This window comes from Streptomyces sp. NK08204, from assembly GCF_020400585.1.
Lineage (GTDB): Bacteria > Actinomycetota > Actinomycetes > Streptomycetales > Streptomycetaceae > Streptomyces.
This window is the reverse complement of the sequence record NZ_JAINVF010000023.1, coordinates 65,481-89,131: the sequence shown is the minus strand read 5'-3', so window position 1 is coordinate 89,131 and position 23,651 is coordinate 65,481. Positions and strand designations below refer to the sequence as shown.

The window sequence follows — 23,651 nt, the reverse complement described above, 5'->3', positions numbered from 1 at the left end:
TACAGGCGTTCGGTAGCTGATGTCATTCGTCGGCGGTCGCGACGCACCAGGACGAACGTGGTCAGCACCACCACGACCGAGGCCGCGGCCACCGGTGCGAGGAAGTACACCATCACGGCTGCCTCCGCTCGCTCGCGTGCTGGGCGTTCGGGTTGACGAGCAGGCGGCGTGGATCGGCGGCGCACGTGATGGCCCTCTCGACGGCCGCCATCCGGTCCGCGAGCAGCCCGAGTGCCGCCACGGCTCGCGTGAGGGGGCCGTCTTCCGGGCTGCCGAGGGTCTGGGCACGGACGTACGCCGCCTTCACCTCTGCCCAGCGTGCTGCCTGATCGGCGGAGAGCGTGCCGCGCAACTCGGCCAGCTTCAGCAAGTTGGTCTCAGCGCCCGTCGTCAGAGTCTGGGCCTCGGCCCGGTAGTGGTCGTCGATCAGGGTCGCCAGCTCTGTGTCGTTCATGACCGGCTGGACCCGCTGGGCGATCTTGTTCATGTTCCGGTAGGAGCCCTGGAGCTGGAACGGCGGTTCGATGCGGGTCGTGTCCGACTGGGCGGCCGAGGCGATGTAGGCCGAGTTGACCGCCAGGACCGTCTCCCGGGCCGTCAGCAGGTGACGCAGGACCGCCAGAATCCGCTCCAGCTCGGCGGGCGCGTACGGGTGGATCAGCCGGTCGGCTCCGGCCGTCGGATCGCATTGGGCGATGCGGACCAGCAGGTCGAGGTCGGCGCGGTCGCGGCCGGCGAGCGGGGCGAGGACCGGGTTCGCGGTGAGCGCGTTCTCGATGAAGCTCAAGCCGAAGACCTCCTGCTTGCCGGTCAGGACGTCGCCGAGGTTCCACACGTCAGCACGGTTGGCAAGCATGTCCGGCACCCGGAAGCGGCTGCCGGACTCGGTGTACGGGTTGCCGGCCATGCAGACCGCGAACCGCTTGCCGCGCAGGTCGTATGTGCGCGGTTCGCCGTCGCGGACGCCGTCGATGCGGCGGGTGGCGTCGCACAGCGGGATGAATTTCTGCAGCAGTTCCGGTGAGGTGTGCTGGATGTCGTCCAGGTAGAGGAGCGTGTTGTTGCCCGCCTCCAGCGCGAAGTTGATCTTCTCGACCTCCTGGCGGGCGGTGGTGTTCGGAGCCTCGGCGGGGTCGAGCGAGGTGACCGCGTGGCCCAGCGCCGGGCCGCTGACCTTCACCAGCATCAGACCGAGGCGGTCGGCCACGTACTCCACGAGGGTCGTCTTGCCGTAGCCGGGCGGGGAGAGGAGCAGCAGCAGGCCGCCGGTGTCGGTGCGCTTGGTGTCGCCCGTGGTACCCAGCTGCTTGGCCAGGCTGTCCCCGATGAGCGGCAGGTAGACCTCGTCCACGAGCCGGTTGCGGACGAAGGAGGACATGACGCGGGGGCGGTGGTCCTCCAGGCGTAGGCGGGCGCGTTCGGCGGTCACCAGGGCGGTGCGCCGCTGCTGGTAGGCGCGGTGGGTGGGTACGTCCTGCTCCGCGAAGCGCGCCGTACGGGCGAGGAACTCGTCCAGCCGCAGGGGCAGGCGGCGTGCGGTGATGCGGGGGTGCGTGCCCAGCAGACCCTCGGCCGTCGCCGTGAGTGGGGCGTCGCCGTCGTAGCGCGGCAGGTCGGGGCAGAGTTCGGCCGCCACGGCCTCGGCCAGATCACCCGGGGCGAGATCCGTGCCGGTGGCTGCCGCGTACGAGGACAGCCACGCCTCGACCAGCTGCCGGCGGGCCGGGAGGTCGTCGAGCGCGGTCAGGTCGTCGGCGTAGGCGCTCGTGCCGGCCATGCGGCGGAACTTGTCCAGCAGGGTGCGGGCGCTCGCGCTGAGGACGAACCCGTCGGGGGCGGTCGTCAGCTCCTCGAAGAGGTAGGAGGCGGCGGCCCCCGCGTACTCCCCGCCGATTTCCTCAGCCAGCTCCCGCTCCAGGTCGGCGATCGCGGGTGCCAGACCGAACGTGTCCCGGGCGCGGGCCAGCGAGAGTGCGCGCCGGGTCCACGCCTGGCGTGCCCCGGGGGTGGTGCCGTGAGTCCAGAAGAGCTGGGCGGCGGCGCGGGCGGCGGGTTGGTGACGCAGGGCACCGGCTGCCTCGTACAGGGGCAGGAGCGCAGTGAGGATGAGCGTCGCGTCGTGGTCGTGGACGCCGGTCTCGTATCCCTCGTCGTACGCCTCCTGCGCCACTGTGCGCACCAGGGCCGGGAGGTCTTCGGCCGCCGCGAGGGCGGCCGGGCCGTGTGCGCGCAGCAGGCGGGCGGCCAGGTACTCGGCGCGGTAGACCTCTGGTGACTCCGAGGACAGGGTGCGGTGCCAGTGCGCGCGGGTGGCCGCGAAGTCGGGGTCGGTGACCGGGGCGCGGTAGTCGGTGCCGGTGACCGCGAAGGCGAGGCCGTCGCCGTCCGGGAGCAGGGTCAGGTCGAGGGGCTGGGTGTTGACGGCGAAACGGTGGGCGCCGAGGCGGACAGTACGGCCGTCGTCGGCGTACAGGTCGGTGCGGTCGCGCAGGGCGCGGTCGGCTTCCTGGCGGGCGGACTTCAGGCGGCCGTCGAGTTCCTCGGCTCTCACGCTCTCACCGAGCGCGCGCAGGTCGTCGGCAGTGCGGCGGACCTTGGCCACCATCGGGTCGGAGGCGAAGTAGGTGGCGATCACGTCGGCGTCGGAGAGGGCGGTACAGCGCCGGGTGATGGTCTCCAGGATGCGGCCGGCGGAGGCGGTGAGTTGCTCGGCGCGGCGGGCGCGGGCGTCGGCGAGCGACTGTTTGCGGGTGGCGAAGGCGTCGTAGACCTCAGTGCGCTTGTCGGAGAGGGCGCCGAGGAACTCGTCCGACTCCGCGAAGCGGGATTCCAGGTCCTCCAGCCTGCTCAGAAGCCGGGCGAGCTGGTCGTCGCACGCCTGCGGGGTGTCCGCGGCCGCGAGGGCCGCGGTGACGGCCTGCCCGAGCAGTGCGGTCTCGGCGGCGAACTCGGCGCGGCCCTCGTGGTCGGCCAGTGCGCGGCGGCGGGCGTCGAGGGTGGCACGGGCCCGGTTGACGCCGCTCAGCACCCCGGCGATGCGCTCCAGGACGGACGTACGGACAGTGGCGTCGCCGGAATCCAGAGCGGCGACGACGTCCGTGACCGTCCGGAGGGCGTCGCCGAGTTCGTCCAGCCTGGCGGCCACCGGGGCCGCCTCGGCGACGGTGGTGATGGCCTCGGCGTCGGCGACGAGCTCTTCGACGTCCCTCTGCTGGCCGGCGAAGGCGTCCTCGCGGGCCAGGAAGACCACGGCCCGCTGCCCGAGAGCGGCCAGGTCGACCTCCGCTTCGGCGGCGAGGGCGTCTACGCGGGCGCCGTCCGCGTACCGCATCTCCTTGAGGGTCAGCAGGTGACCGTGGGCGTGCCGCAGGTCGGTCAGCCCCCGCACCCAGGCCGCGGCCTCCTTCGGTGCCTCACCGCGCAGGCGGCGGACGACGGAGGCGATCCGCTCGGCGGCCTCGTCCAGGGCGTCGGCGGCCTGCCGGGTCAGCGCTCGCACGACCTCGAACTCGGCCAGCACCTGCTCGGCCGTCCCACGGACCGCGTCCAGCACGCCGAGCAGGTCGCCCAGGTCGTCTTCGGCCAGCCAGTGGTGGGCGTCGGCGGCGCGCACACAGGCGGCGGCCAGTGCCCGGTAGCCCTCGCTCGTCGAGATGTCCTCCCGCGCCAGGCGCGCGACGGACAGGCAGACGGAAATGCCCCGCACAAGGTCGGCGTTGCCCACGCGCCCCAGTGCGCCGCTCCCGGTGGGGGCGGTGGCGACGTGGGCGTCGGAGACGTAGGGCGAGTTCCAGAGCTGGACCGGATGCACCTGCGCCGGTTCCTCACCCTCGGCACGCAGCACCGCGAAGGCGCCGTCGTCGAACAGGGCCCAGCCGCGGCAGGGAAGCGGGTTCGCGAACTCCTTGCGGATGGTGTTGTACGACAGCAGCAGACCGCGGCTCTCCCCGCGGGCGTGGAACGCGTACAGCACGTCCTCACCGTTGGGCGAGCGGATCTCCCTCTCGAACTCCAGGCCGCTCGCATCGGTTTCGTAGGTCTTGTGGGCACCCGTGGCCAGGCAGTAGCCGCCGGGGAACACGATGCCCTGGTCCTCGGGCAGTCGGCGGCATGCCTGCCCGATGCCGTCCAGGCGGACGACCGCCTTGGTGAGGGTGTTGAACACCAGGTACCGGTGGGCGTCCTCCTTGTAGGGCCGCACGCGCAGCAGGATCAGGGCACCCACGCGCGCGTGCGCGATGTCCGCGTCGGCGAGCGCCTGCAGCGGCTCGTCCACCGGCTCGCTGTGGATGCCTTCGCCCGTCTCGGTGTCGTTCTCCAGCTTGACGGTGAGCGCGCCGCCGATGGTGGCGACGTACAGCTCGCCCTGGACACGGACGTGCGGATGGCGGCCCAGGACATGGTCCTCGCGGGTCGCCTCGGTCCAGGTGAAGGCGTAGGAGGGCGGGAAGGTGTCGTCGCGTTCGCCGCGCGCGTCCAGGAACACCGGCCGGTCGGCCTCGTCCAGGGCCCAGCGCAGCACGCGGATGTCGTCGGCCTTCTCGCCGGTGCGGAAGACCGCCAGCAGTCTGCCGTCGATCCGGCGCAGCCGGAGCAGGCGGGCCTGCTGGTAGTAGCGGTGCAGGTCGGCGAACTCCCGTACGAAGGCCGGGTCGTCCAGCAGGCCCGGCACGGCCGTCTCGGGCAGCCGGCCCAGGTCGCGGTCGTACAGGGCGAACACGTCGGCGACCGCTGTCTGCGGGCGCGGGCCGGGCCGACCGGTGGCGCCGACGAGCAAGGCGTCCCCGACGGCCACGACGTCACGCGGCACGCACGCGTACTCCGTACGCAGGCGCCGGGTACCGGCCAGCTCCAGCCGTGCCGTCCCGAACTCCTCGACGCGACGGGCGTTGAGGAGCTCGGCACGCCGGGCGAGTTCGCCGGCCTGCGCGGTGAGCCGGTCGCGCAGCACCTCGTAGGTGCCGGCGTCTACGGCGTCGTACGCACCGGTCTCCAGGGCGGTGGCCATGGACGGTTCATCCCTTCGAGGAGGTGGCGGACGAGAGTGGTGCCGGAGCTGCCGTCCCCTGTGCGGCAGCTCCGGCACCACCTGGTCCTGGTCAGACCCTCGCCGCGCCGTTGAGGGCGGTGAGCGGGGTGTCAGCGAGGCCGAGTTCGCCCGCCTTGTCGAGGAGCTGCTGGAGGTGCCCGGCGTTCGTGCCGCCCGACTTCATCAGCCGCATCAGCAGGGCCGAGACGGTGAGGTTCTGCACGTCGGCCGTCAAGACCGGGCCCAGGATGCGGGCGAGGTCGTCGGTGAAGCTGGACGTGCCGTCCAGCCAGGGCCTCGCCAGCGTCTGCGCGGTCTCGGAGTGCTGTACGAAGGCGTCGACGCCCTTACCGAGCGCGATCGAGCCGACCAGCTTGTCGAAGAAGACCGAGTCACCGCCGACGATGTTGATGTCGGCGTTCTCCAGGCCGGTGGCGAGAACCGTGGCCTGCGCTTCGGCGACCTGGCGCTGCACGTCCAGTCCAGCAAGCCGGATGGCCTTCTCCGCCTCCAGCCGCAGCCGGTACTCCTCGTGCCCGCGGGACGCCTCGTCCAGGACAGCCATCGCGGCGGCCTTCTCGGTGAGACCGGCGGCCTCCGCCTTGAGCTTCTCACCGATCGCCTCTGCTTCGGCGAGGGCCTTGGCCCGCACGCCCTCGGCCTCTGCACGCAGCCGGGCCTGGGTCGCCTCCGCCTCGGCGCGGCCGGCCTTCTCGATGACCTCGGCCTCCTTGTCGCGGACCTGTACGGCGGCCAGTCCCTCGGCGGCGGCCTCGGCCTGGACGCCCTCGGCGAGCCGCAGCTTGGCCTGTGCGTCGAGGTCGGCGCTCTTCAACCGGGCCTCTGCGAGAGTGAGTTCCTCGGCGGCACGGTGGACGGCGGCCTGCTCGGCGGCCTCGGCGGCCTTGATGTCCTTGACGAGCTTCTCCTGCGCCTCGGCCTCGGCGGCGATGACGACCGCCTGCCGCTGCCGCTCGGCCTCCTCCACGGCGCGCAGCTTCTTGATGGCCTCCTCCTGCTCGGCGACCGTTCGGTCGACGGCGACCCGCTCGCGGATGACCTCGGCGATGTCCCGCTTCTCCGCCTCGACCTCCTTCTCGGCGGCGATCTGGGTCAGCTGGGTCTCCCGCTCCCGCGCGATGACCTCCAGCAGGCGGTCCTTCTCGATACGCTCGTTCTCGACGGCGATGACCCGCTCGCGGTTCTTCTGCGCGACGGCGACCTCGCGGGCCTGGTTCTCCCGCTGGACGCCGAGCTGCTCCTCGGTGCGCAGGAAGGCGGACTGCGCGCGGAGCCGCTCCTCCTCGACCACCCGCGCGGTCTCGGCCTCCTCGCGGGCACGGGAGGTCTCGATCTCCCGGCGCTGCTTGATCTCCGCATCCGCCTGCCGGCGCTCCAGCTCCAGGATCGCTTCGCGGGCGTCGACGTTCTGCCGAGTGATCTCCTTCTCCTCCGTGCGCTGCGCTTCGTTGGTGCGCACGTGCTCCACGGCCGTCAGCTCGGTGATCTTCCGGATGCCCTGGGCGTCGAGGACGTTGGCCGGGTCCAGCTGGGTGAGCGGCGTCTGCTCCAGGTAGTCGATCGCCGCGTCCTCCAGGTGGTAGCCGTTGAGGTCGACACCGATCAACTCGATGATCTTGTAGCGGAGTTCCTCACGCTGGGTGTAGAGGTCGGTGAAGTCCATCTGCTTGCCGACGGTCTTCAGCGCCTCGGAGAACTTCGCGTGGAACAGTTCCTGCAGGGTCCGCTGGTCGCTCGCCCGCTGGGTGCCGACGGCCTGGGCGACCTTGATGACGTCCTGCACGGTCTGGTTGACCTTGACGAAGAATGAGATCCGGATGTCGGCGCGGATGTTGTCCCTGCAGATCAGTCCTTCCTTGCCGGCCCGCGTGATCTCGATGGTCTTCACCGAGATGTCCATCACCTCGGCCTTGTGCAGCACCGGCAGCACGACCTGCCCGGTGAAGGTGACATCGACCTTGCGCATCTTGGAGACGATCAGCGCCTTGCCCTGCTCCACCTTGCGGAACAGCCGGGAAACGACCAGCAGTACGACGGCGACGACGAGGAGGAAGGCGGCTGCGAGCACGCCGATGACAGTCATGGCATACGTCCTTGAGGCAGAGGCGGTCGACGAGACAGGCGCGCGTCAGTGAACGGTGCACTGCTTCGGTGCGGGTTCCGGTGCCGCCCCACCTGCCGGTGTCCGGCACCGGAACCCTCCGCAGTGCTCCCCGCAGGTCATGATGTGCGACCGGTGCACGCCCGCGCATTGCCGATGTCCGGCAGTGTTCACTAGGGTCTGCGTGCCGGTGACCTGCTAAGAAGACGTCATCGGCGCGTCAAAATCCTGGGGGCGGCGTGACGGGGCGGGACATTCCCGAGCAGTATCTGGAAGGCTATGCCCGCATCCTGACCGATGTCTCGGCAACGGGCCGCCGCCTCACCCGGGAAGAGATCGAGTCCCGGCGGATCCTGGGCGAGCAGGCAGCGGAAGCCGGTTACGGACTGCGGGCCCTCGTCAGCGCCCACCTGACCGCCGCACGCGCCGTCCGCTCGCAGAACACCAGCTCGCTCGACAGCGCCCTGGCCGCCGTGCAACAGGCTGTGGACGCCTTCGCCGAGGGCTACGAACGCGCCCAGCGCCTCGCCGTGCGCCAGGAAGAGGCCGCCCGTCGGGAGTTCATCGACGACCTGCTCTACGGTCGCAGCGACCTGGGCCGACTTGCCGAGCGCGCCGAACGCTTCGGCCTGCGCCTCTCCCACGCCCACGCCGTCGCCGTCGCGGAAGGCCCGGTGGCCTACGAGGAGGGCGCGCCGGTCGCCCGGCAGGTGGAGCAGGCGCTGCTGGCCCGCTTCGGCAACCGCAGCGTCCTGCTCACCACCAAGGACGGCCGGCTGCTGTGCATCGCCCCCGGCCACGAGGACGAGGTCCTCCCCTACTTCGCCAAGCAGGCCTACGCCGCCACCGACGGCGGCACGGTCGCCATCGGCCGCCCCCAACCCGGCCCCGGCGGGGTCGTCCAGTCGTACGAGGAAGCGCTGAACACCCTCGAACTGGCGGAGCGGCTGGGCCTGGACGACCCGGTACTGCGCGCCGCCGACCTGCTCGTCTACCCCGTCCTGACCCGCGACCGACAGGCCATGGCCGACCTCGTCCTCGGCACCCTCGGCCCGCTCACCACAGCCCGCGGCGGCGCCGAGCCGCTCCTCGACACGCTCACCGCCTACTTCGACTCCGGCTGCACAGCCGCCGAGGCCGCGCGCCGCCTCTCCCTCAGCGTGCGGGCCATGACCTACCGCCTGGAACGCATCCACAAACTCACCGGCGCCAACCCCGCCGACCCCGCGCACCGCTACATGCTGCAAACCGCGGTCATCGGCGCCCGGCTGCTCGACTGGCCGGCCAAGGACCTCTGACCGGGGCCCCAGGCACAAGGCTGCCTGCGGGCTGCCCCGGCTACCGCGACGGCAAGTACCGGCGCCGATCACTGTGCCGGGTACCGGCATGGCCTTGGTCGCGGCGCAGCCGCCACCATGAGCTCGTCGATCACCGCAGTCACGCGATCGCCGCCGTGCTCGCCGTTGTCGCGCGACAACAGGAGGGACAGGTCACCGTCTTCACCTCGGACGTCGACGACCTGGAGAAGCTGGTCCCGGACACGATCGTCGTCAAGAAGGTGTGACCCGACCCGCGCCCCTCCAGCGCCCACTCCGTCGCAGGTCAGCACGGTCCCGTCCCGCCCCGGCCCCCAGACGAACCTGCGGAAAGCGCGTTGGGGTCAGCTCCAGCCGATGAGTTCCAGCCGGTGCGACCGGCGCACAATGGCCCATCGGCGGCTCGAACCGGTCCACCGCCGCCGACAGCGGGGGCGGCCTCACAGTCGCCCCGCCCGCGACGGCAACCCCGGCACCACTGCCACGTGGGACACCCGGGCTGTCGTACGTGCGCAGGAGCGAGCCGGCACGGGGGGGGACTAGCCCGCTCCTGCGGTCGGCGTCTGTGTACCTCACCATGAGAGCGGGCGCCTCGACGACCCACATGATTGGGTCACTCTGTCCAGCGCACCCGGACCCTGCAGCATCACCGGCGGCGGTAGAAGTCCACCGACCCAACGCTCTTGTGCAGAACGGACGTTGAGACCATCACGGCTCAGCCGAGGACCATGCACGGCATCCTGTGGTCGGCTGCGCAGCCCCGGAAAGGCGCCGTCGGGGGCCGGTACGCTGGAGCCGCTGAGGCACTTTCCACCTTGATCTGAGCCGTCGCGGTGAGTCATGGCCTGCGGCGGTCGAGGCGTCTTTGGGGATGAGGATGAGGCACAGGTGCTGATAGCGGGCCGGTACCGGCTGCGGGACGCGATCGGGCGGGGCGCGATGGGGGAGGTCTGGCGGGCCTTCGACGAGACGCTCGGCAGACCGGTGGCCGTGAAACTCCTGCTTGCCCAGAACTCCGACGCCACCACGCTCTCCCGATTCCGCCTGGAGGCGCAGACCGCGGGCAGCCTCAGCCACCCGCACGTCGTCGGCGTCCTCGACTTCGGCGAATACCAGGACCGCCTCTTCCTGGTGATGGAACTGGTTGATGGCGACAGCCTCGCCGGGGTGCTCACCGGCTCCGGTCCGCTCCTCGCCGAGCGTGTGGCCCGTATCGCCGCCGAGGCTGCCGCCGGACTCGCCGCCGCTCACCGGCAGGGCATCGTCCACCGCGACATCAAGCCCGCCAACCTTCTGCTGGACGCCGACGGCACCGTGAAGATAGGCGACTTCGGGATCGCCCGCTTCCTCGATGATCCCGGCGCGGCGCTCACCGCCACCGGGCAGATCATCGGCACCAGCCTCTACCTCGCGCCTGAACGGGCCTTGGGCCGCACCGCGGGCCCGGCCTCCGATGTCTACTCACTGGGCTGCGTGATCTACCAACTCCTCACCGGCCGACCGCCGTTCCAGGCGGACACCTCGCTCGCGATCCTCCACCAACACCTCGACACGCCCCCGGTGCCGCCCCGGCAGCTCAGCGTCGACGTTTCGCCGGCCTTCGAGAGCTATCTGCTCGGCCTCCTGGCCAAGGAACCCGACAACCGGCCCACGGCCCAGGAAGTAGCCGACTGGTTCGGGCGCGGAGCATGGCGCGGGACACCGGAGCCCCTGCCGAGCGGGCACCAGGGCCACCGGCATCCGAACGGGCCGACTTTCGCCGGTCCGGCGGTGACAGTCCCTGCCACCTCGATGCCGAGTACGTCCGAGCCCGCCTTCGTCGCGGTGGCGGACACCGAGTGGAAGACGAGTGTGCACCGAGCCGCGCCCCGCCGCTCGCGGCTGTCGTTCCTCGGCCGTTCCCGCCTGCTGGCGGTACTGGCTGGCACCGCCCTGTTCACCGTGGCGCTGCTCGTCGGCCTGGCCTGGTTCTCGCCCGGCACCGGCTCGGCTCAGGGGCCGCACGCCGAGCCGTCCACGACCACCGCGACGTCCCCGTCGCGGGACAGCACCGCCTCCTCACCCTCGCCGTCACTTTCCTCATCCCCGGCGCAGCCCACCGGCCAAGAGAACGCGGCGACCAGCGGCCGAACAGGCGCCGGGAAGGTTGACGAACACGGAGGCAAGGGCAAGCACTGACCGGAGTTCGGAGCACTCGCACGTGGTCGCGTCCCGCCGCAGACTCGGGACGAAGAGGTCGTGGGTTCAGATCCCGCCAACGCCCCGCACGCACGCGCGAACGGCACCCGAACGGTCGTTCGGAACGGGAACCACGGGGACAACGGGCAGTAGCCCGATCAGGCGATCGGACGCCCCTCAGCGCTCCGGCGCGAGTCGGCCGAGCAACCGCTCGTAGGTCACCTCAGCAGGGTTCGCCGGTGTCCTGCCGTCCGCTGGTGTTCCAGTGGCGCAGACGGGAGGAGTTGGTGACCACCGAGAGGGAGGAGAGTGCCATGGCGGCAGCGGCGATGATGGGGCTGAGGCGGATGCCCCACAGCGGGTAGAGGGCTCCGGCGGCGACGGGGACGCCCACCGCGTTGTACACGAGGGCGAAGAACAGGTTCTGCCGGATGTTGCGCATCGTGGCGCGGGAGAGCCGGATGGCGGTGACGACGCCGGTGAGGGAGCCGGAGATGAGGGTGATGTCGGCGGCCTCGATGGCGATGTCGGTGCCGGTGCCGATGGCGAGACCGACGTCGGCGGCGGCGAGGGCGGGCGCGTCGTTGATGCCGTCGCCGACCATGCCGACGGTGCGGCCCTCGCCTTGCAGACGGCGGATCTCGTCGGCTTTGTGCTCGGGGAGGACCTCGGCCAGGACGCGTTCGACGCCGACCTGAGCGGCGATTGCTTTCGCCGTTCGGGCGTTGTCGCCGGTGATGATGACGACGTCCAGGCCGAGCTGTTGGAGGGCGGTGATGGCGGAGGTGGAGTCGTCCTTGACCGTGTCGGCGACGGCGAGCACCCCGGCCGGACGGCTGTCGACAGCGGCGAGGACCGGGGTCTTTCCCTGGGCCGAGTAGCGGGAGGCGACCGGTTCCAGGGTGCTGGTGTCGATCCCGGCGTCGGTGAGCAGCCGGGCGGTGCCGACGAGGAGTGCGCGGTTCTCGATGGTGGCCTCGATCCCCTTGCCGGTGACCGAGTCGAAGTCTGTCGGCTCCGGCAGGTCGAGGCCGCGCGCGCGGGCGCCTGCGACGATCGCCGCGGCGAGGGGGTGTTCGCTGCTCTGCTCGGTGGCGGCGACCAGTGTCAGGAGCTCGTCCTCGGTGAAGCCGCCTGCGGTGTGGAGATCGGTGAGGACGGGTTTCCCGGCGGTGACGGTGCCGGTCTTGTCGAGCACGATCGTGTCGAGCTTGTGGGCTGTCTCCAGGGCCTCGGCGGAGCGGATGAGGATGCCTGCCTGGGCGCCTTTGCCGGTGCCGACCATGACCGACAGCGGCGTGGCCAGCCCGAGCGCACAGGGGCAGGCGATGATCAGCACGGAGACGGCGGAGACCAGCGCGAGCGTCAGGGCCGGTGCGGGGCCGGTGGTGAACCAGACGGCGAAGGTGGCGACGGCGATGGCGATCACGGCGGGGACGAAGTAGGCGGAGACGGCGTCGGCGAGGCGCTGGATGGGGGCCTTGGACGCCTGGGCCTGGCGCACCAGGCGGATGATCTGCGCCAACATGGTGTCGGAGCCGACCTTGCCGGCACGCACCCGCAGGGCGCCGGTGCCGTTGACCGTGGCGCCGATGACGGTGTCTCCTGCCTGCTTGGTGACGGGCATCGGCTCCCCGGTGACCATGGATTCGTCCACCAGCGAGGACCCCGAGAGCACGTCGGCGTCGACCGGCACCTTCTCGCCGGGCCGGATCACCAGCTCGTCGCCGACGGCCACCTCCTCCACGGGGATCTCCTGCTGTTCGCCGTCGCGGACCACCCGGGCGGTGCGGGCCTGGAGTCCCAGCAGGGCGCGGATGGCCTCGCCGGTGCCGGCCTTGGCACGGGCCTCCAGCAGGCGGCCGAGGAGGATCAGGGTGAGGATCACGCCGACCGCCTCGAAGTACACCCCGCGCACGTCCGCGGGGAAGAGGGACGGTGTGAGGGTGACGAGGAGGCTGTAGCCGTAGGCGGCCGATGTCCCCAAGGTGATCAGGGAGTTCATGTCGGCACCCCGATGGCGCAGGGTCAGCCAGCCCGTGGAGTGGATCGGCCACCCGGTGTAGAACATCACCGGTGTGATCAGGGCGAGTTGGAACCAGTGGTCGAGCAACACGGCCGGAACCCAGTCGGCTTTGAACAGCTCGTGCGCCATGACCGCGAAGAGCACCGGCAGGGTGAGCACCGCGCCGACGCCGACCCGCCGGCCCAGGTCCGTGATCTCCGCCTGTCGTTCGGCGGTCTCGGCCGCCTCCGACTCGGCGGCCGGCTCCTCGGGCGGCACATCGACGCGTTCGACCGGTGTGGCCGCAGGCGCCGTTGTCCCCTCCGCCGGTTCGACGACGAGCGTTCCCCGGATCATGTTCATCCCGCAGGCGAAGCGGAACGACCCGGCCCGGTCGGGGCTCACCCGAACCGTGGTGCGGGCGTAGGCGGGCAGGGCGGCACTGAGGTGCAGGTCCGGGAAGACCACGCGCGAGGTGCACTCGCCCGTCTCCTGACGGTCGAAGACCAGCTCCGCCGGAATGCCCTGCCGCACGACGATGACGTCGGGGCTGTAGCCGCCACGGACCGTGACCTCCGCCCGCTGCACACCGCCCTCGATCCGCGCGGTACGGGACGTGCGGGGGCCGAAGAAGAACCAGCCCAGGGCCGCGACCAGCCCCGCGGCCACCAGCGCCACGACGACGTCGGCAACACCCATGACGGGGCCTCCATCCCCCGTGCCGGAACCACTTCCACCTTTTCAGACCGCACCGACCGGAAAGAGGGGCCCACCGGCCCCGGCACAGGGGCTGGTCGGGGCCTTTTCGCGGCTCGGTCAGAGCAAGCACGCGGCGGAAGGTCACCTGCGGGCGCGGTCCCGGCGGCCCGCTGACCGGTGCCCTCGTGGGCCTGCGGGCCGTCCTTGCCCACAAAGGTGGATCACGTGCGCGGTCTTGGTCATCACCTCGACGCTCACCTGGTGACGTCCAGCTCTGTGTACATGCCGGCCGCGTAGTGGCCCGGGACATTGCACAGCAGCTCATAGTGGCCCGGCCGCAGCGTCACCGTGGTCCAGGCCGCCGCACCGGAGGCGATGCCCTCTCCGGCACCCGCGCCACAGGTGCGTGACGCCTCGCCGAGGCTGCCCGCTTCCGACACCCGGCCGTCGGAGCCGACGGCACGTTCTCCAGCGGACCGGCCCGCCGGCAGCGGCAGCACGATCACCTCGTGCGTGAGGATTCCCGCATTGACCACCCGCACGGTCACCCTTCCCGCAGGAACCGTGCTCGGGTGGGCCACCAGACGCATCATGCCCATGCCGTACCAGCCGGGACGGAGGTGGTGGTTCGGCGCAGGTCGGTTCGGGCCCCTCATCATGCCGCCCATGTCCCATGCGGTCACGTCCACCGCCGTGCCCGTGGCGGCCGGTGCGCTGCATCGCGCGCCCTGCGCTCGCCAGGAGGCAGGCCCCGTCCTGTGGAAAGCGCCGGACGCGGCCATCAGAGCCGTCGTGGCGATGCCCAGCACCACGGCCGCGGCAGCGAGGGCGATCGCCGGCCACATCCCTCGGCGGCGCGGAGTCATCGGTGCTCCCGAAGCAGCGCGAGCCGACGTCTGTACTCCTCCTCGTCGATCTCCCCGCGCGCGAACCGCTCGGCGAGCAGGTCCTCGGCGCGGCGGCCCTGCCACCCGCCTGCGCCGGGCGGTGGGGGCGCGCCGGGCTGCTGATGGTGATGGGCACCGGTGAGGTAGCGCACCAGAGCGACGAGGCCGAAGATCAAGACCGCCCAGAACAGCACCATGACCACCGTCATGACGACCCAGCCGCCCCAGCCCCATCCGCCGTCGTACCACATCATGCCGACCACTTCCCTCGGCCAACGAGTCCGTCGATGCCAGGATCGATCGGTGCCGGCCCAGGGCGCCCGGGGCCGAAGTTCCCGGGCGTGGGGCCGGTGGACCCAACGCATCGGCCGGACCGGGATGCCGGAGCGGGAGTCGTCGGCGAGGAGGTCCGGTGATCAGCTGATCACCGGCATGCGACCCGGTGGTCCCCGCCTCCTGCATGGTCCGCGTCCGCCAGATGGGCGTTGCGCATGCCGCCACATGGGGAGAGCCGAAAGCCGCCACCGCCCCCGGTGCGGGTCACAGCAGCTCGGTGAGTGGCTCCACGGTCTGCCAGTGCTTGAGGTACTCGACGGCCGCGTGCGGGTTCGTGTTGCGGTTCTTCACCAGGCGGGTGCGCTCCAGCACGGCGTCGTTGTCCGGGAACAGCGTCCTCAGCCGCAGGGTCGCGACGATGAAGTCGTCGCGGTCGGCGACGTTCACCCAGCGCTTGAGGTGGCCTGGCGAGCGCAGTGGCTGGGGGCGCAGCCGCCGGCGGACGATGGAGCGCAGGCCGAGCGGCGACCCGAAGGTGACCAGAAGCGGCAACGGCTGGTCCAGCCGGTGCAGGGCCTCGTAGGCGACGACGGTGCCCAGCGAGTGCGCGAGCACCGCCTTGGTGTCGGGGGTCACCCGGGACAGCACGGCCTCGATCGCGCCCTCGCGGACGGTCTCGTCGTCGAGGTACGCCGCGACCTGTCCGAGGTGGAACACCCCGGTGCTGCTCAGCGCCGCGAAACCGGAGCGGGCGACCGGGCCGAGCCGCCCCAGCATCGCGACGAACATGCGCAGCAGCTCGGCCGGACCCTGCTCGGGGCCCACCTCGGCGCGCAGTTCGTCCAGGGCACGGGTGGCTTCGGCGCGGGCTGCCGGGTCCGAGGCGTGCTGCTGGATGTTGTCCATGATGTCGGCGGCGACGTCCTCACCGGTCGCTGCCATCGGGTCGGGCAGCGGCATGTCCCAGTCGTCCTGCGGGACGTAGCGGGCGTACAGATGGCGGTAGTACGCCATGGCGGCCGTGACGGAACCGTCCTCCAGCCGGGCGGCCTGCTCGGCGCGGCCGTTCTCCCGCAGGGTCCTCGCCAGCGCGCGCATCCAGGCGCCACTCAGCTGCTCCTCGGTCTCCTCCTCGGGACCGATGCCGTGCACCATGACCAACTCAGCCATGCGTCTCCGTTCGCCTGGCGCCGTGCCGTGCACGCGCGCGGCCGTCCGCAGGACGGTACGCCCGCCTGCCCGTCCGTCCGTCCGTCCGTCCGTCACCACCACAACGCGCGGCGGCGGGCGGCGGGTTCCTCGCCGGTCGGCTCGCTCTCAACTCCTCCTGTCAGAGGAGGGAGTTGCCCGACCTCGGCGCCGATAATGCCAGAGTGACGGATGAGCGCAGAGCGTTGGTGATCGCCTCCCACTGGGATGCCCGTGAGGAGAAACCGCACAGCAGGCTCGAGTTCCTGGAGCCCCTGGCAGCCGAGTTGACGCAGCTCCTGCTGGACCCACTGCGCGGTGAATGCGAACCCGCCTTCGCGGACGGGCTGTTGATGAACCCGCAGTCGGTGGTGCAGGTGACCGATGTCCTGGCCGAAGCGTTCGAGGAGGCGTCGGCCGCCGGAGCGCCCTTGGTGCTGGGCTTTCTCGGGCACGGTCATGTCGTCCGCGAGGGCGAGTTCCTCTTCCCGGTCCGCTCCACCCCCGATGCGCCCAGTCCCGAGACGGCCTTCGACCTCGCCTCCGGGCTGGGCGAGCTGGTACGGCGCCACGGTGGTGTGCCTGAGCTGACCGTCGTCATCGATGCGTGCCTGTCGGGGTACGCGGGGCTCTTCGCGACGCAGAAGTGGTTCAAACCCGCCATGCAGACCGGCCGGCGGATCGAGCTGTTGACGTCCTCGGACGGCCGGGTCTCCTACGGACTGCAGTTCTCGGGTGCCCTGAACGGGCTCATCCGGCACGGGGACATCCGGCTCGAGCAGATCCTGCGCACCCGTCCGGTACGGCAGGCGGTGCAGGTCCGTCTGACCCGGCAGGTGCCGCAGGCCACCTCGTACGACGGCGGCGGGGGCGCTCCGGAGGCCCCGTACGACACCTGGCTCGCCCACAACGTGGCGTACCAGCGCGAGCTGAGCGTGCTGGCGGGGTCGGTCGACGCAGGGGTGCTCATGCCTGCGCTGCGGCACTTCCAGCCGCCCGTGGAGCTGGGGGAGTTCGTCGAGACGGTCCGCCGGAACCGGCTGGTCGCCGTGCTCGGCACCATGGGCACCGGCAAGACCACGCTGGCCTCCGCGCTGTGCCGCGCGGAGCTGCTCCCGCCGGAGGAGGCGGAGCGTGCCCCGGCCGTCTGCGGGATCGTCCGTCTCGACACCACCCGCTGGACCGCCGGCTCGGCGTGGTCGCTGCTGTCCGACCAGCTGAAGAAGTACCTCCCTGGGTTCGCCGATGCGAAGAAGGCGTACAACGCCCGTACGCCGGAGGGCGAGCGGACGCTGCTGCCGCGCACGGTGGCCGAGATCGGCGGGCCGCTCGGGCAGATGGAGCCGCGCGGCCCGGTGCGCGTGATCGTGGACGGACTGGACCAGGTCGACGCTCCGCACCGTCCTGAGCTGGTCCGCGAGCTGAGCGCGCTGGCCGGTGCGGCGCCGGAGTGGTTCGGCGTGGTGGCGACGGTCCGGGACGGGGTGCCGCTGCCCGATGACTGGCGGCGCGCGCCCGTTCCTGCGCCCGGGGAACAGCAGCTGCGGGCGTACCTGCGGATGGCCCGGCGTGCGTCCGGGCGGACGCAGAACGCCATCCTCCAGCAGGCGAACGGAAACTGGCAGGTCACCCGAGTTCTGGGCGAGAGTGGCCCGCTGGCCCGGACGGGTCGGGTGTCCTTCACCGATATGTACCGCGAGACGCTGCTCGGCAAGAGGGCACAGGTCCCGGACGGGCGTGGCGTATGGCTCGACGCCGTCCTGGTCGTGACCGCCGCCGCCGGCCCGAGCCCCACGCTGCCCCGCCCGCTGCTCGTCCAGGCGTCCGCCGAGCTGGGCGGTCCCGTGGACGACGAGGCACTGGAGCAGGTCCTGGACCTGGTCCCGGGCCTGGTGGTGCGGTCGGCGCACCCGAACGGTGCCGAACTGTTCGGCGTGTACCACCCTTCGCTGATCGAGTACGTGCAGCAGGAGGAAGACGTGGTGGCCGGCCATCAGGCACTCTGCCGGGTACTTGAAACCATGGCCCCCATGGACCAGCACACGCCCGACGACCCGCTGCACGCCTACGCTGAGCAGGCAGAGCCAGAACATCTGTGGCAGGCGGCCACGCGCGACCCGTCGCTGTACGACCGGCTGCTCGAGTGTCTGGAGCGGCGCCCGGCACCCGAGGCCGGCGTCAACCGGGCCCGCTGGGCGGCCTGGGGGGACCGCCTGGCCGAGCGCCCCGGCAGCGACTCGCCGGTGACGCTGCACGCCCGGGAGCGGGCCGCCTACTGGACGGGCAAGGCCGGGGCCTACGGCCGCAGCCGCGAGCTGTACCGCGATCTCCTGGAGGACCAGCGCCGCGTGTTCGGCGAGGACGATGCACGCGTGCTGGAGTCCCGGTACCGCATCGCGTACGCGACCGGCGAGATCGGCGACTTCGACGAGGCGGTGCGGCTGCACCAGGCTGTACTGCCCGACCAGATCAGGGTGTTCGGTGCGGACGACCCGCGCACCCTGAAGAACCGGCACGACATCGCGTACTGGACGGGCCGCGGCGGGGACATGGCACTGGGGCTGCGGCTGCACGAGGAACTGCTGGAGGACCAGCTCCGCGTGCTCGCGCCGACGGACCAGGCGGTGCTGGAGAGCCGCCACTACATCGCGTACTGGCACGGCATGCTGGGCCGGTACGACACGGCGCTGGCGCTGCACGAGGAACTGCTGCGGGACCGGATCGCGGTGTTCGGCGAGGACCACACACAGGTGCTCTTCAGCCGGTTCAACATCTACAAGTTCCTCGGCGAGTCCGGGCGCCGGCAAGAGGCACTCGACGGCTTCCGCGCGCTGCTGCCGGACGTGCGGCGCATCCGCGGCGAGGACCACCCCAACACGCTGCTGGCGCGGCTGAACATCGCCCGCTACACCTGGGAACTGGGCGATCCGGCGGGCTCCCTGCCGCTGCACGAGGAACTGCTGCGGGACCAGCGGAAGGTGCTCGGGGACACCCATCCCGCCGTGCTGATCACCCGCTTCAACATGGCCAGGATCAAGGCCGAGCTGGGCGACCTGGCGGTCGCCCTCGCCGAAATGGACGTTCTGCTGGAGGAGCGACTGGTCCGCTACGGCAACCCGCTCCACCCCGAGGTGATCAGGACCCGCTTCGGCAGGGCCCAGATCATCGCCCGTGAGGGAGACGTCGAGACCGCCGCGGTGCTGCTGCGCGAGGTCCGGGACGACCGCGCGCGGGTCCTCGGCGAGGACCACCCCGACACGCTGGCCGCACAGGCGGAGCTGGACGGACTGCCGGTCACGGACCTGTGAGACGGTGCGGGGCGGTCGGTGACCGGGGGTGAGCCGGTGGCCGTGGACTGAGTCGGCGACCGGGGGGTGAGCCGGTGACCGTGGACTGAGTCGGCGACTGGGGGCTGAGCCGGTGACCGTGGACTGAGGTGACCGGTCACCGACCACCCCGCCGACGCCTCGCCTCCTGCACCGGCTCGTCGCCGTCCGCCCGAACGAGGCGGCCGTGCGTCCCTGCAAGCGGCCGAGCCGCGTCGTGATCGGCGCGAACCACGACGCAGCCGTTCCCGTACCCTTCCCCAGAGCCGCTGCTCAGGCCCGGCTCCGGAGGGGGGCACCGACGACCGCGAGGGAGACGGCGTGGGAACCGCTGACCGGCACAGTGCCGGGGACTGGAACGAAACCGGTGAACGGCCTCGGGCCGGGGCCCGTCGCGCGAGCGAGTACAGCCAGGAGTACCAGCATGAGCACGCGCAGGAGTACGGGGATCCTGGCCCGTCGGCACCTCCTCGCGGCTCCGCAGCCGGTACCGGCGCGGGTCATGTCCCCGCCCCGGCTGCAGGCCACGGACGCAGCCATGGGCACAGCCATGGGCACACCCGCCCGCACGGCCACGGCCACGGGCACGGGCACAGCCACAGCCACGGGCCTGCCGCGCCGGTCTCCCGGCGTCTGCGGAAGGTCATCGCGGCGATCCTGATCCCCTTCACCGCCGCGGTCGTGGTGGGGCTCCTGGTGCTGTGGCCGGGCGGTGCGCCGTCGCACAAGCGCACCGGCGTCGGCTTCGACCGCCAGACGCAGCAGGCCACGGTCACCAAGGTCGTCGAAGTGAGCTGCGGGTCGGTGAACGCCTCGGGCGGCACCCCGGCCGGGGGCAGCTCGGCGCCGCAGAAGGCGACCGGCACCTGCCACAGGGCCACGGTCCGGGTCGACACCGGCAAGGACAAGGGCCGCACGTTCACCGAGATCGTGCAGCCCGACCAGCCACGGCAGCTGCACCAGGGCGAGGAGGTCGTGGCCGCCTACGAGCCCTCCGCTCCCAAGGATCTTCAGTACTCGGTCACCGACGTCAACCGCCGGTTCCCGATGGGCCTGCTGGCCGGCATCTTCGCGCTCGCCGTCGTGGTCGTCGGGCGGATGCGCGGTCTCATGGCGCTGGCCGCGCTGGCCATCAGCTTCCTGGTGCTGAACTTCTTCATCCTGCCCGCGATCCTGCAGGGCTCGAACCCGCTGCTCGTGGCGGTGGTCGGGGCGAGCGCCATCATGCTGATCGCCCTCTACATGTGCCACGGCCTGTCGGCCCGTACGTCGGTGGCGGTCCTCGGCACGCTGGTCTCGCTGCTGCTGATCGGCGTCCTCGGCTCGCAGTTCATCGACTGGGCGGCCCTCACCGGCAACACGGACGACAGCACGGGCCTGATCCATGGCCTGTATCCGTCGATCGACATGAGCGGCCTGCTGCTCGCCGGCGTCATCATCGGCTCCCTCGGCGTACTCGACGACGTCACCGTGACGCAGACGTCGGCCGTGTGGGAGCTGCACGAGGCCAACCCGGCGATGGGCCGGCGCGGGCTCTACCGGGCGGGCATCCGTATCGGCCGTGACCACATCGCCTCCGTGGTCAACACGCTCGTCCTCGCCTACGCGGGCGCCGCGCTGCCCTTGCTGCTGCTCTTCTCCATCGCGCAGAGCGGCGTCGGGACGGTCGCCAACAGTGAGCTGGTCGCCGAGGAGATCGTGCGCACGCTGGTCGGATCGATCGGCCTCGTCGCCTCGGTGCCGGTCACCACAGCCCTTGCCGCTCTGGTGGTCGCGGCGGACCGGCCCGGTCCGGCGGCGGAAACGGCGCCTGCGGGCGCGGTGACGGCCGGGAAGGCGGCTGCGCGGCGAGGCGGGCGTCGACGGAAGCGCTGAACGGCGCGGCCGGCCCAGGTGCTGAGCGGGGCTGTCCGGCAGTGGCTGGACGTGGTCCCGAACCGGTCGCCAGGCGGCCTCGTTCGGGAGTGGCGATCGATGCCGTCGTGCGTCCGATGCGTATGCAGAGCCGTCTCCGTGTCGCGCGGGGCTCTCCCGGCGCCGGATGCGGGGGCTCTCCTGGCGCCGGAGCGCCGGGTGTCCGCCCGGACGGCAGTCGCCGCCTCGGGTCTAAGGCTGCACCATGGTCGACGACCGCCGCTCCCGCGTCCCGCTGCCGCCGGGCACCTACACCCTGTGCCCCGCCGGCCTCGCCGGCCTCGCCGGTGCGCTCACCCCGATCGCCCAGCCGGTGACCGTCACGTCACCGGCCCTTCGCCGTACGGCGCCTCGGCGCCGGCGCGGATCACTCGTTGACCAGTACGGGCAGGGAGACGACCGCGGCGGCCGGGGTGCCGGTGAGATGCGTGGCGGGGACGGTGAAGTCGATGCCGCCGCTGGCGGCGCGCGGGCCGTCGGCGTGGTCGTCGCCCTGCGCGTCCTCGCCCTCCTCCTGGTACTGGAAGGTGCCCGTGCCCAGCAGACGGCCGCGGGAGTCGTAGTAGGCGGCGCGCAGTTCCAGTGCGAGCACGTCGCTGACGTCGGAGGTGATGGTCAGGTGCCCGGTGACCGCGGGCTTGTCCGTGAGCGTGAGTCGCTTGAGGCTCACCCGGTCCGTGAACGGTCCCGCCTCGATGCGGACTTCGCCCCGGTGCGGCGCCGGCGACAGCGTGGGCGCCGGGGCCGGCTCGGTGCGCGGGGCGGGCAGGGCGGCTGCCGTGGCGGATGCGGGCGGTTTCGGGTCGGCCGGGTGATCGGCCGCCGAGTGGCTGCTGCAGCCGGCGAGGGCCACCAGGGCGGGGACGAGGAGGCCGAGCGCGGCGGCCGTGGGGCGGCGGATGAACGGGCTCATCGGGCTTGCTCCGGGGGCGTCTGGGTTGGGTGGTGCGGTGCTTGCGGGCACGGGGCCGGAGCGCTGAGCGCGCGTCCGGCCCCGCGGGTGGTCAGCTGGTGCGCGCAGCGGTGCCGAACAGGGAGCGGTACATCTTGCCGTACAGCTCGGTGTTGTTCTGGCTGGTGGCGAAGCGCTTGCCGTCGGGACCGTACGCGTAGATCGGCACGTCGGCACCGGTGTGGTTGCCGGAGAGGTAGGTCAGCCACAGGCTGGCCTCGGGGCTGCCGTCCTTGACGTCCGCCGGGTCGTCGGGCGTACGGAAGGTGGCGGGACCGAAGTTCTTCGGGTCGCCGGAGCCGGAGCCGTTGACGATGCCCGAGGAGCGGGCGGGGTCCTTGACGTTGGCCGCGGACGACCGCGACGGCGTGGAGTTGTTGGCCGGGTTGCCCGCGTCGGTGTTGGCCGGCGGGGCAGCCGCCTCGGCGTTGGTGAAGGTGCCCTTCTCGATGATGTTGAAGCCGGCGCACTCGTGGTCCGCCGTCACGACCACCAGGGTGTGGCCGTCCTTCTTGGCGAAGTCGACCGCGGCCTTCACGGCGTCGTCGAACGCCTTGACCTCGCCGAGGGTCTGGGCGGCGTCGTTGGCGTGCGAGCGCTTGTCGATCTGGGCGCCCTCGATCTGCAGCAGGAAGCCCTTCTTGGAACGGCCGTTGAGCAGGGAGATGGACTTCTCGGTCATCTCCGCCAGGGTCGGCTCCTGCCGCTGCGGGGCGTCGGCGGGCAGCTGGGCCTTGGCCTGCTCGACGGTCAGGTTGCCGCGGCTGAACAGACCGACGACCTTGCCGCTGCTGACGTTCTCCAGGTCCGTCCGGGTGGCCGGCTTCTGGCTGCCGGCGGTCTGCGCGGGCAGCGCCGGGTCACCGAAGCTGCCGAGCACCTGGTAGCCCTGCGCCTGCAGCGCCTTCTGGTCGTCCGGCTCGAAGCGGGCCATGCCGCCGCCGAGGATCACGTCGGCGGTGCCGTTGCGGGCGATCTGCTCGGCGATCGGCGTGATCAGGGTCGGGTCGGCGGGCTTGTCCTCGTAGCTGCCGTCGGCCTTCTTGGGCAGGCAGGAGGCGTCCGAGTAGACCGGGCCCTGGCAGCCCCGCAGCAGCGCGTGGCTGAACTGGGCGGCCGGGGTCGCGTCGGTGACCTCGGCGGTGGAGACGTTGCCGGTGGCGAAGCCCGCCTGGTGGGCCTGCTCCATCAGCGTCGTCACCTTCTTCTCGTAGGCGTCGACACCGATGGCGGCGTTGTACGTCTTCACGCCGGACGACCAGGCGGTGGCCGAGCTGGCGGAGTCGGTGACCAGCGACGGCTGGTCGGTGCCCTTCTCCACGGCGTAGGTGGCGACGGCGCCGTAGTTCGGCAGCTGCTCCATGTTCAGCTTGCCGTGGGCGCCGTAGTAGCGCTCCCGGGCGGCGGTGACGTGGGTGCGGCCCATGCCGTCGCCGAGCAGGTAGATGACGTTGTGGATCTCGTTGTCCCGACCTCCCTGCTGGGGCGTCGAGTTGGCCGCCACAGCCGTACCGGCGGCGAGCGCGCCGGTCGTGGCGATGACCGTCAGGATTCTGACGGATCTGCGCATGCGGATGCTCCTAGGACGCTGGGCGCCGCGGCCCGACCCCCCTTGCGTGCCGGCCGCGGGCGCTCCCGGACATGCCGGGTGAGGCGACGGTAAGAGCGGGGTGTGAACACACCACGATGCCGACGTGTCCTCGAGGAGAACAGGTTGACGCTCAGCCGGGGTCCGCGATCGGCTCACGCACCCGGCGCT

The 23,651-nt window shown here is 71.7% G+C and carries 12 protein-coding genes; 4 read left to right on the top strand and 8 right to left on the bottom strand.

The window, feature by feature from the left end; genetic code table 11:
- Window positions 1-112: 112 nt before the first annotated feature.
- Both K7G59_RS27390 and K7G59_RS27385 read right to left on the bottom strand, forming a co-directional pair.
- Window positions 113-5,008, bottom strand: coding sequence for a DNA repair ATPase (locus K7G59_RS27390; RefSeq protein WP_225838797.1), 4,896 nt, complete (start codon window positions 5,006-5,008; stop codon window positions 113-115).
- A 91-nt stretch (window positions 5,009-5,099) separates the two neighbouring features.
- A complete protein-coding gene (locus tag K7G59_RS27385) occupies window positions 5,100-7,133 on the bottom strand; it encodes an SPFH domain-containing protein (RefSeq protein WP_225838796.1) in 2,034 nt (677 codons plus the stop codon).
- Window positions 7,134-7,390: 257 nt separating this feature from the next.
- On the opposite strand from K7G59_RS27385, the gene K7G59_RS27380 reads away from it, so the two are divergent.
- On the top strand, window positions 7,391-8,449 hold the full coding sequence (locus K7G59_RS27380) for a helix-turn-helix domain-containing protein (protein WP_225838794.1): 1,059 nt from the start codon (window positions 7,391-7,393) through the stop codon (window positions 8,447-8,449).
- 906 nt (window positions 8,450-9,355) lie between these two features.
- Window positions 9,356-10,645: a serine/threonine-protein kinase gene (locus tag K7G59_RS27375; RefSeq protein WP_225838792.1), complete on the top strand. Its 1,290-nt coding sequence runs from the start codon at window positions 9,356-9,358 to the stop codon at window positions 10,643-10,645.
- A 223-nt stretch (window positions 10,646-10,868) separates the two neighbouring features.
- Here the strand turns inward: K7G59_RS27375 and K7G59_RS27370 are convergent, their stop codons facing one another.
- The 4 genes from K7G59_RS27370 to K7G59_RS27355 form a co-directional block, all read right to left on the bottom strand.
- Window positions 10,869-13,349, bottom strand: coding sequence for a heavy metal translocating P-type ATPase (locus K7G59_RS27370; protein ID WP_225838790.1), 2,481 nt, complete (start codon window positions 13,347-13,349; stop codon window positions 10,869-10,871).
- A 254-nt stretch (window positions 13,350-13,603) separates the two neighbouring features.
- Complete coding sequence (locus K7G59_RS27365; protein ID WP_225838788.1) at window positions 13,604-14,215, bottom strand: sulfocyanin-like copper-binding protein; 612 nt, start codon at window positions 14,213-14,215, stop codon at window positions 13,604-13,606.
- Complete coding sequence (locus tag K7G59_RS27360; RefSeq protein WP_225838787.1) at window positions 14,212-14,490, bottom strand: SHOCT domain-containing protein; 279 nt, start codon at window positions 14,488-14,490, stop codon at window positions 14,212-14,214. The genes K7G59_RS27365 and K7G59_RS27360 overlap by 4 nt, the downstream gene beginning before the upstream one ends.
- Window positions 14,491-14,776: 286 nt before the next feature.
- Window positions 14,777-15,682 (bottom strand): hypothetical protein, encoded by a 906-nt coding sequence (locus K7G59_RS27355; RefSeq protein ID WP_225838785.1) that lies wholly within the window; start codon window positions 15,680-15,682, stop codon window positions 14,777-14,779.
- 203 nt (window positions 15,683-15,885) lie between these two features.
- Here K7G59_RS27355 and K7G59_RS35110 point away from each other — a divergent pair, with 203 nt between their 5' ends.
- Together K7G59_RS35110 and K7G59_RS27345 are read left to right on the top strand one after the other, a co-directional pair.
- Window positions 15,886-19,008, top strand: coding sequence for a tetratricopeptide repeat protein (locus K7G59_RS35110; protein ID WP_225838783.1), 3,123 nt, complete (start codon window positions 15,886-15,888; stop codon window positions 19,006-19,008).
- Window positions 19,009-19,347: 339 nt separating this feature from the next.
- The gene (locus tag K7G59_RS27345) at window positions 19,348-20,901 is read left to right on the top strand and encodes a YibE/F family protein (RefSeq protein ID WP_374114288.1); all 1,554 of its coding nucleotides are present in this window, start codon (window positions 19,348-19,350) and stop codon (window positions 20,899-20,901) included.
- A 406-nt stretch (window positions 20,902-21,307) separates the two neighbouring features.
- On the opposite strand, the gene K7G59_RS27340 is transcribed toward K7G59_RS27345, so the two are convergent.
- Both K7G59_RS27340 and K7G59_RS27335 read right to left on the bottom strand, forming a co-directional pair.
- A complete protein-coding gene (locus K7G59_RS27340) occupies window positions 21,308-21,853 on the bottom strand; it encodes a hypothetical protein (protein WP_225838781.1) in 546 nt (181 codons plus the stop codon).
- A 91-nt stretch (window positions 21,854-21,944) separates the two neighbouring features.
- A complete protein-coding gene (locus K7G59_RS27335) occupies window positions 21,945-23,462 on the bottom strand; it encodes an alkaline phosphatase (protein ID WP_225838779.1) in 1,518 nt (505 codons plus the stop codon).
- Window positions 23,463-23,651: the final 189 nt, after the last annotated feature.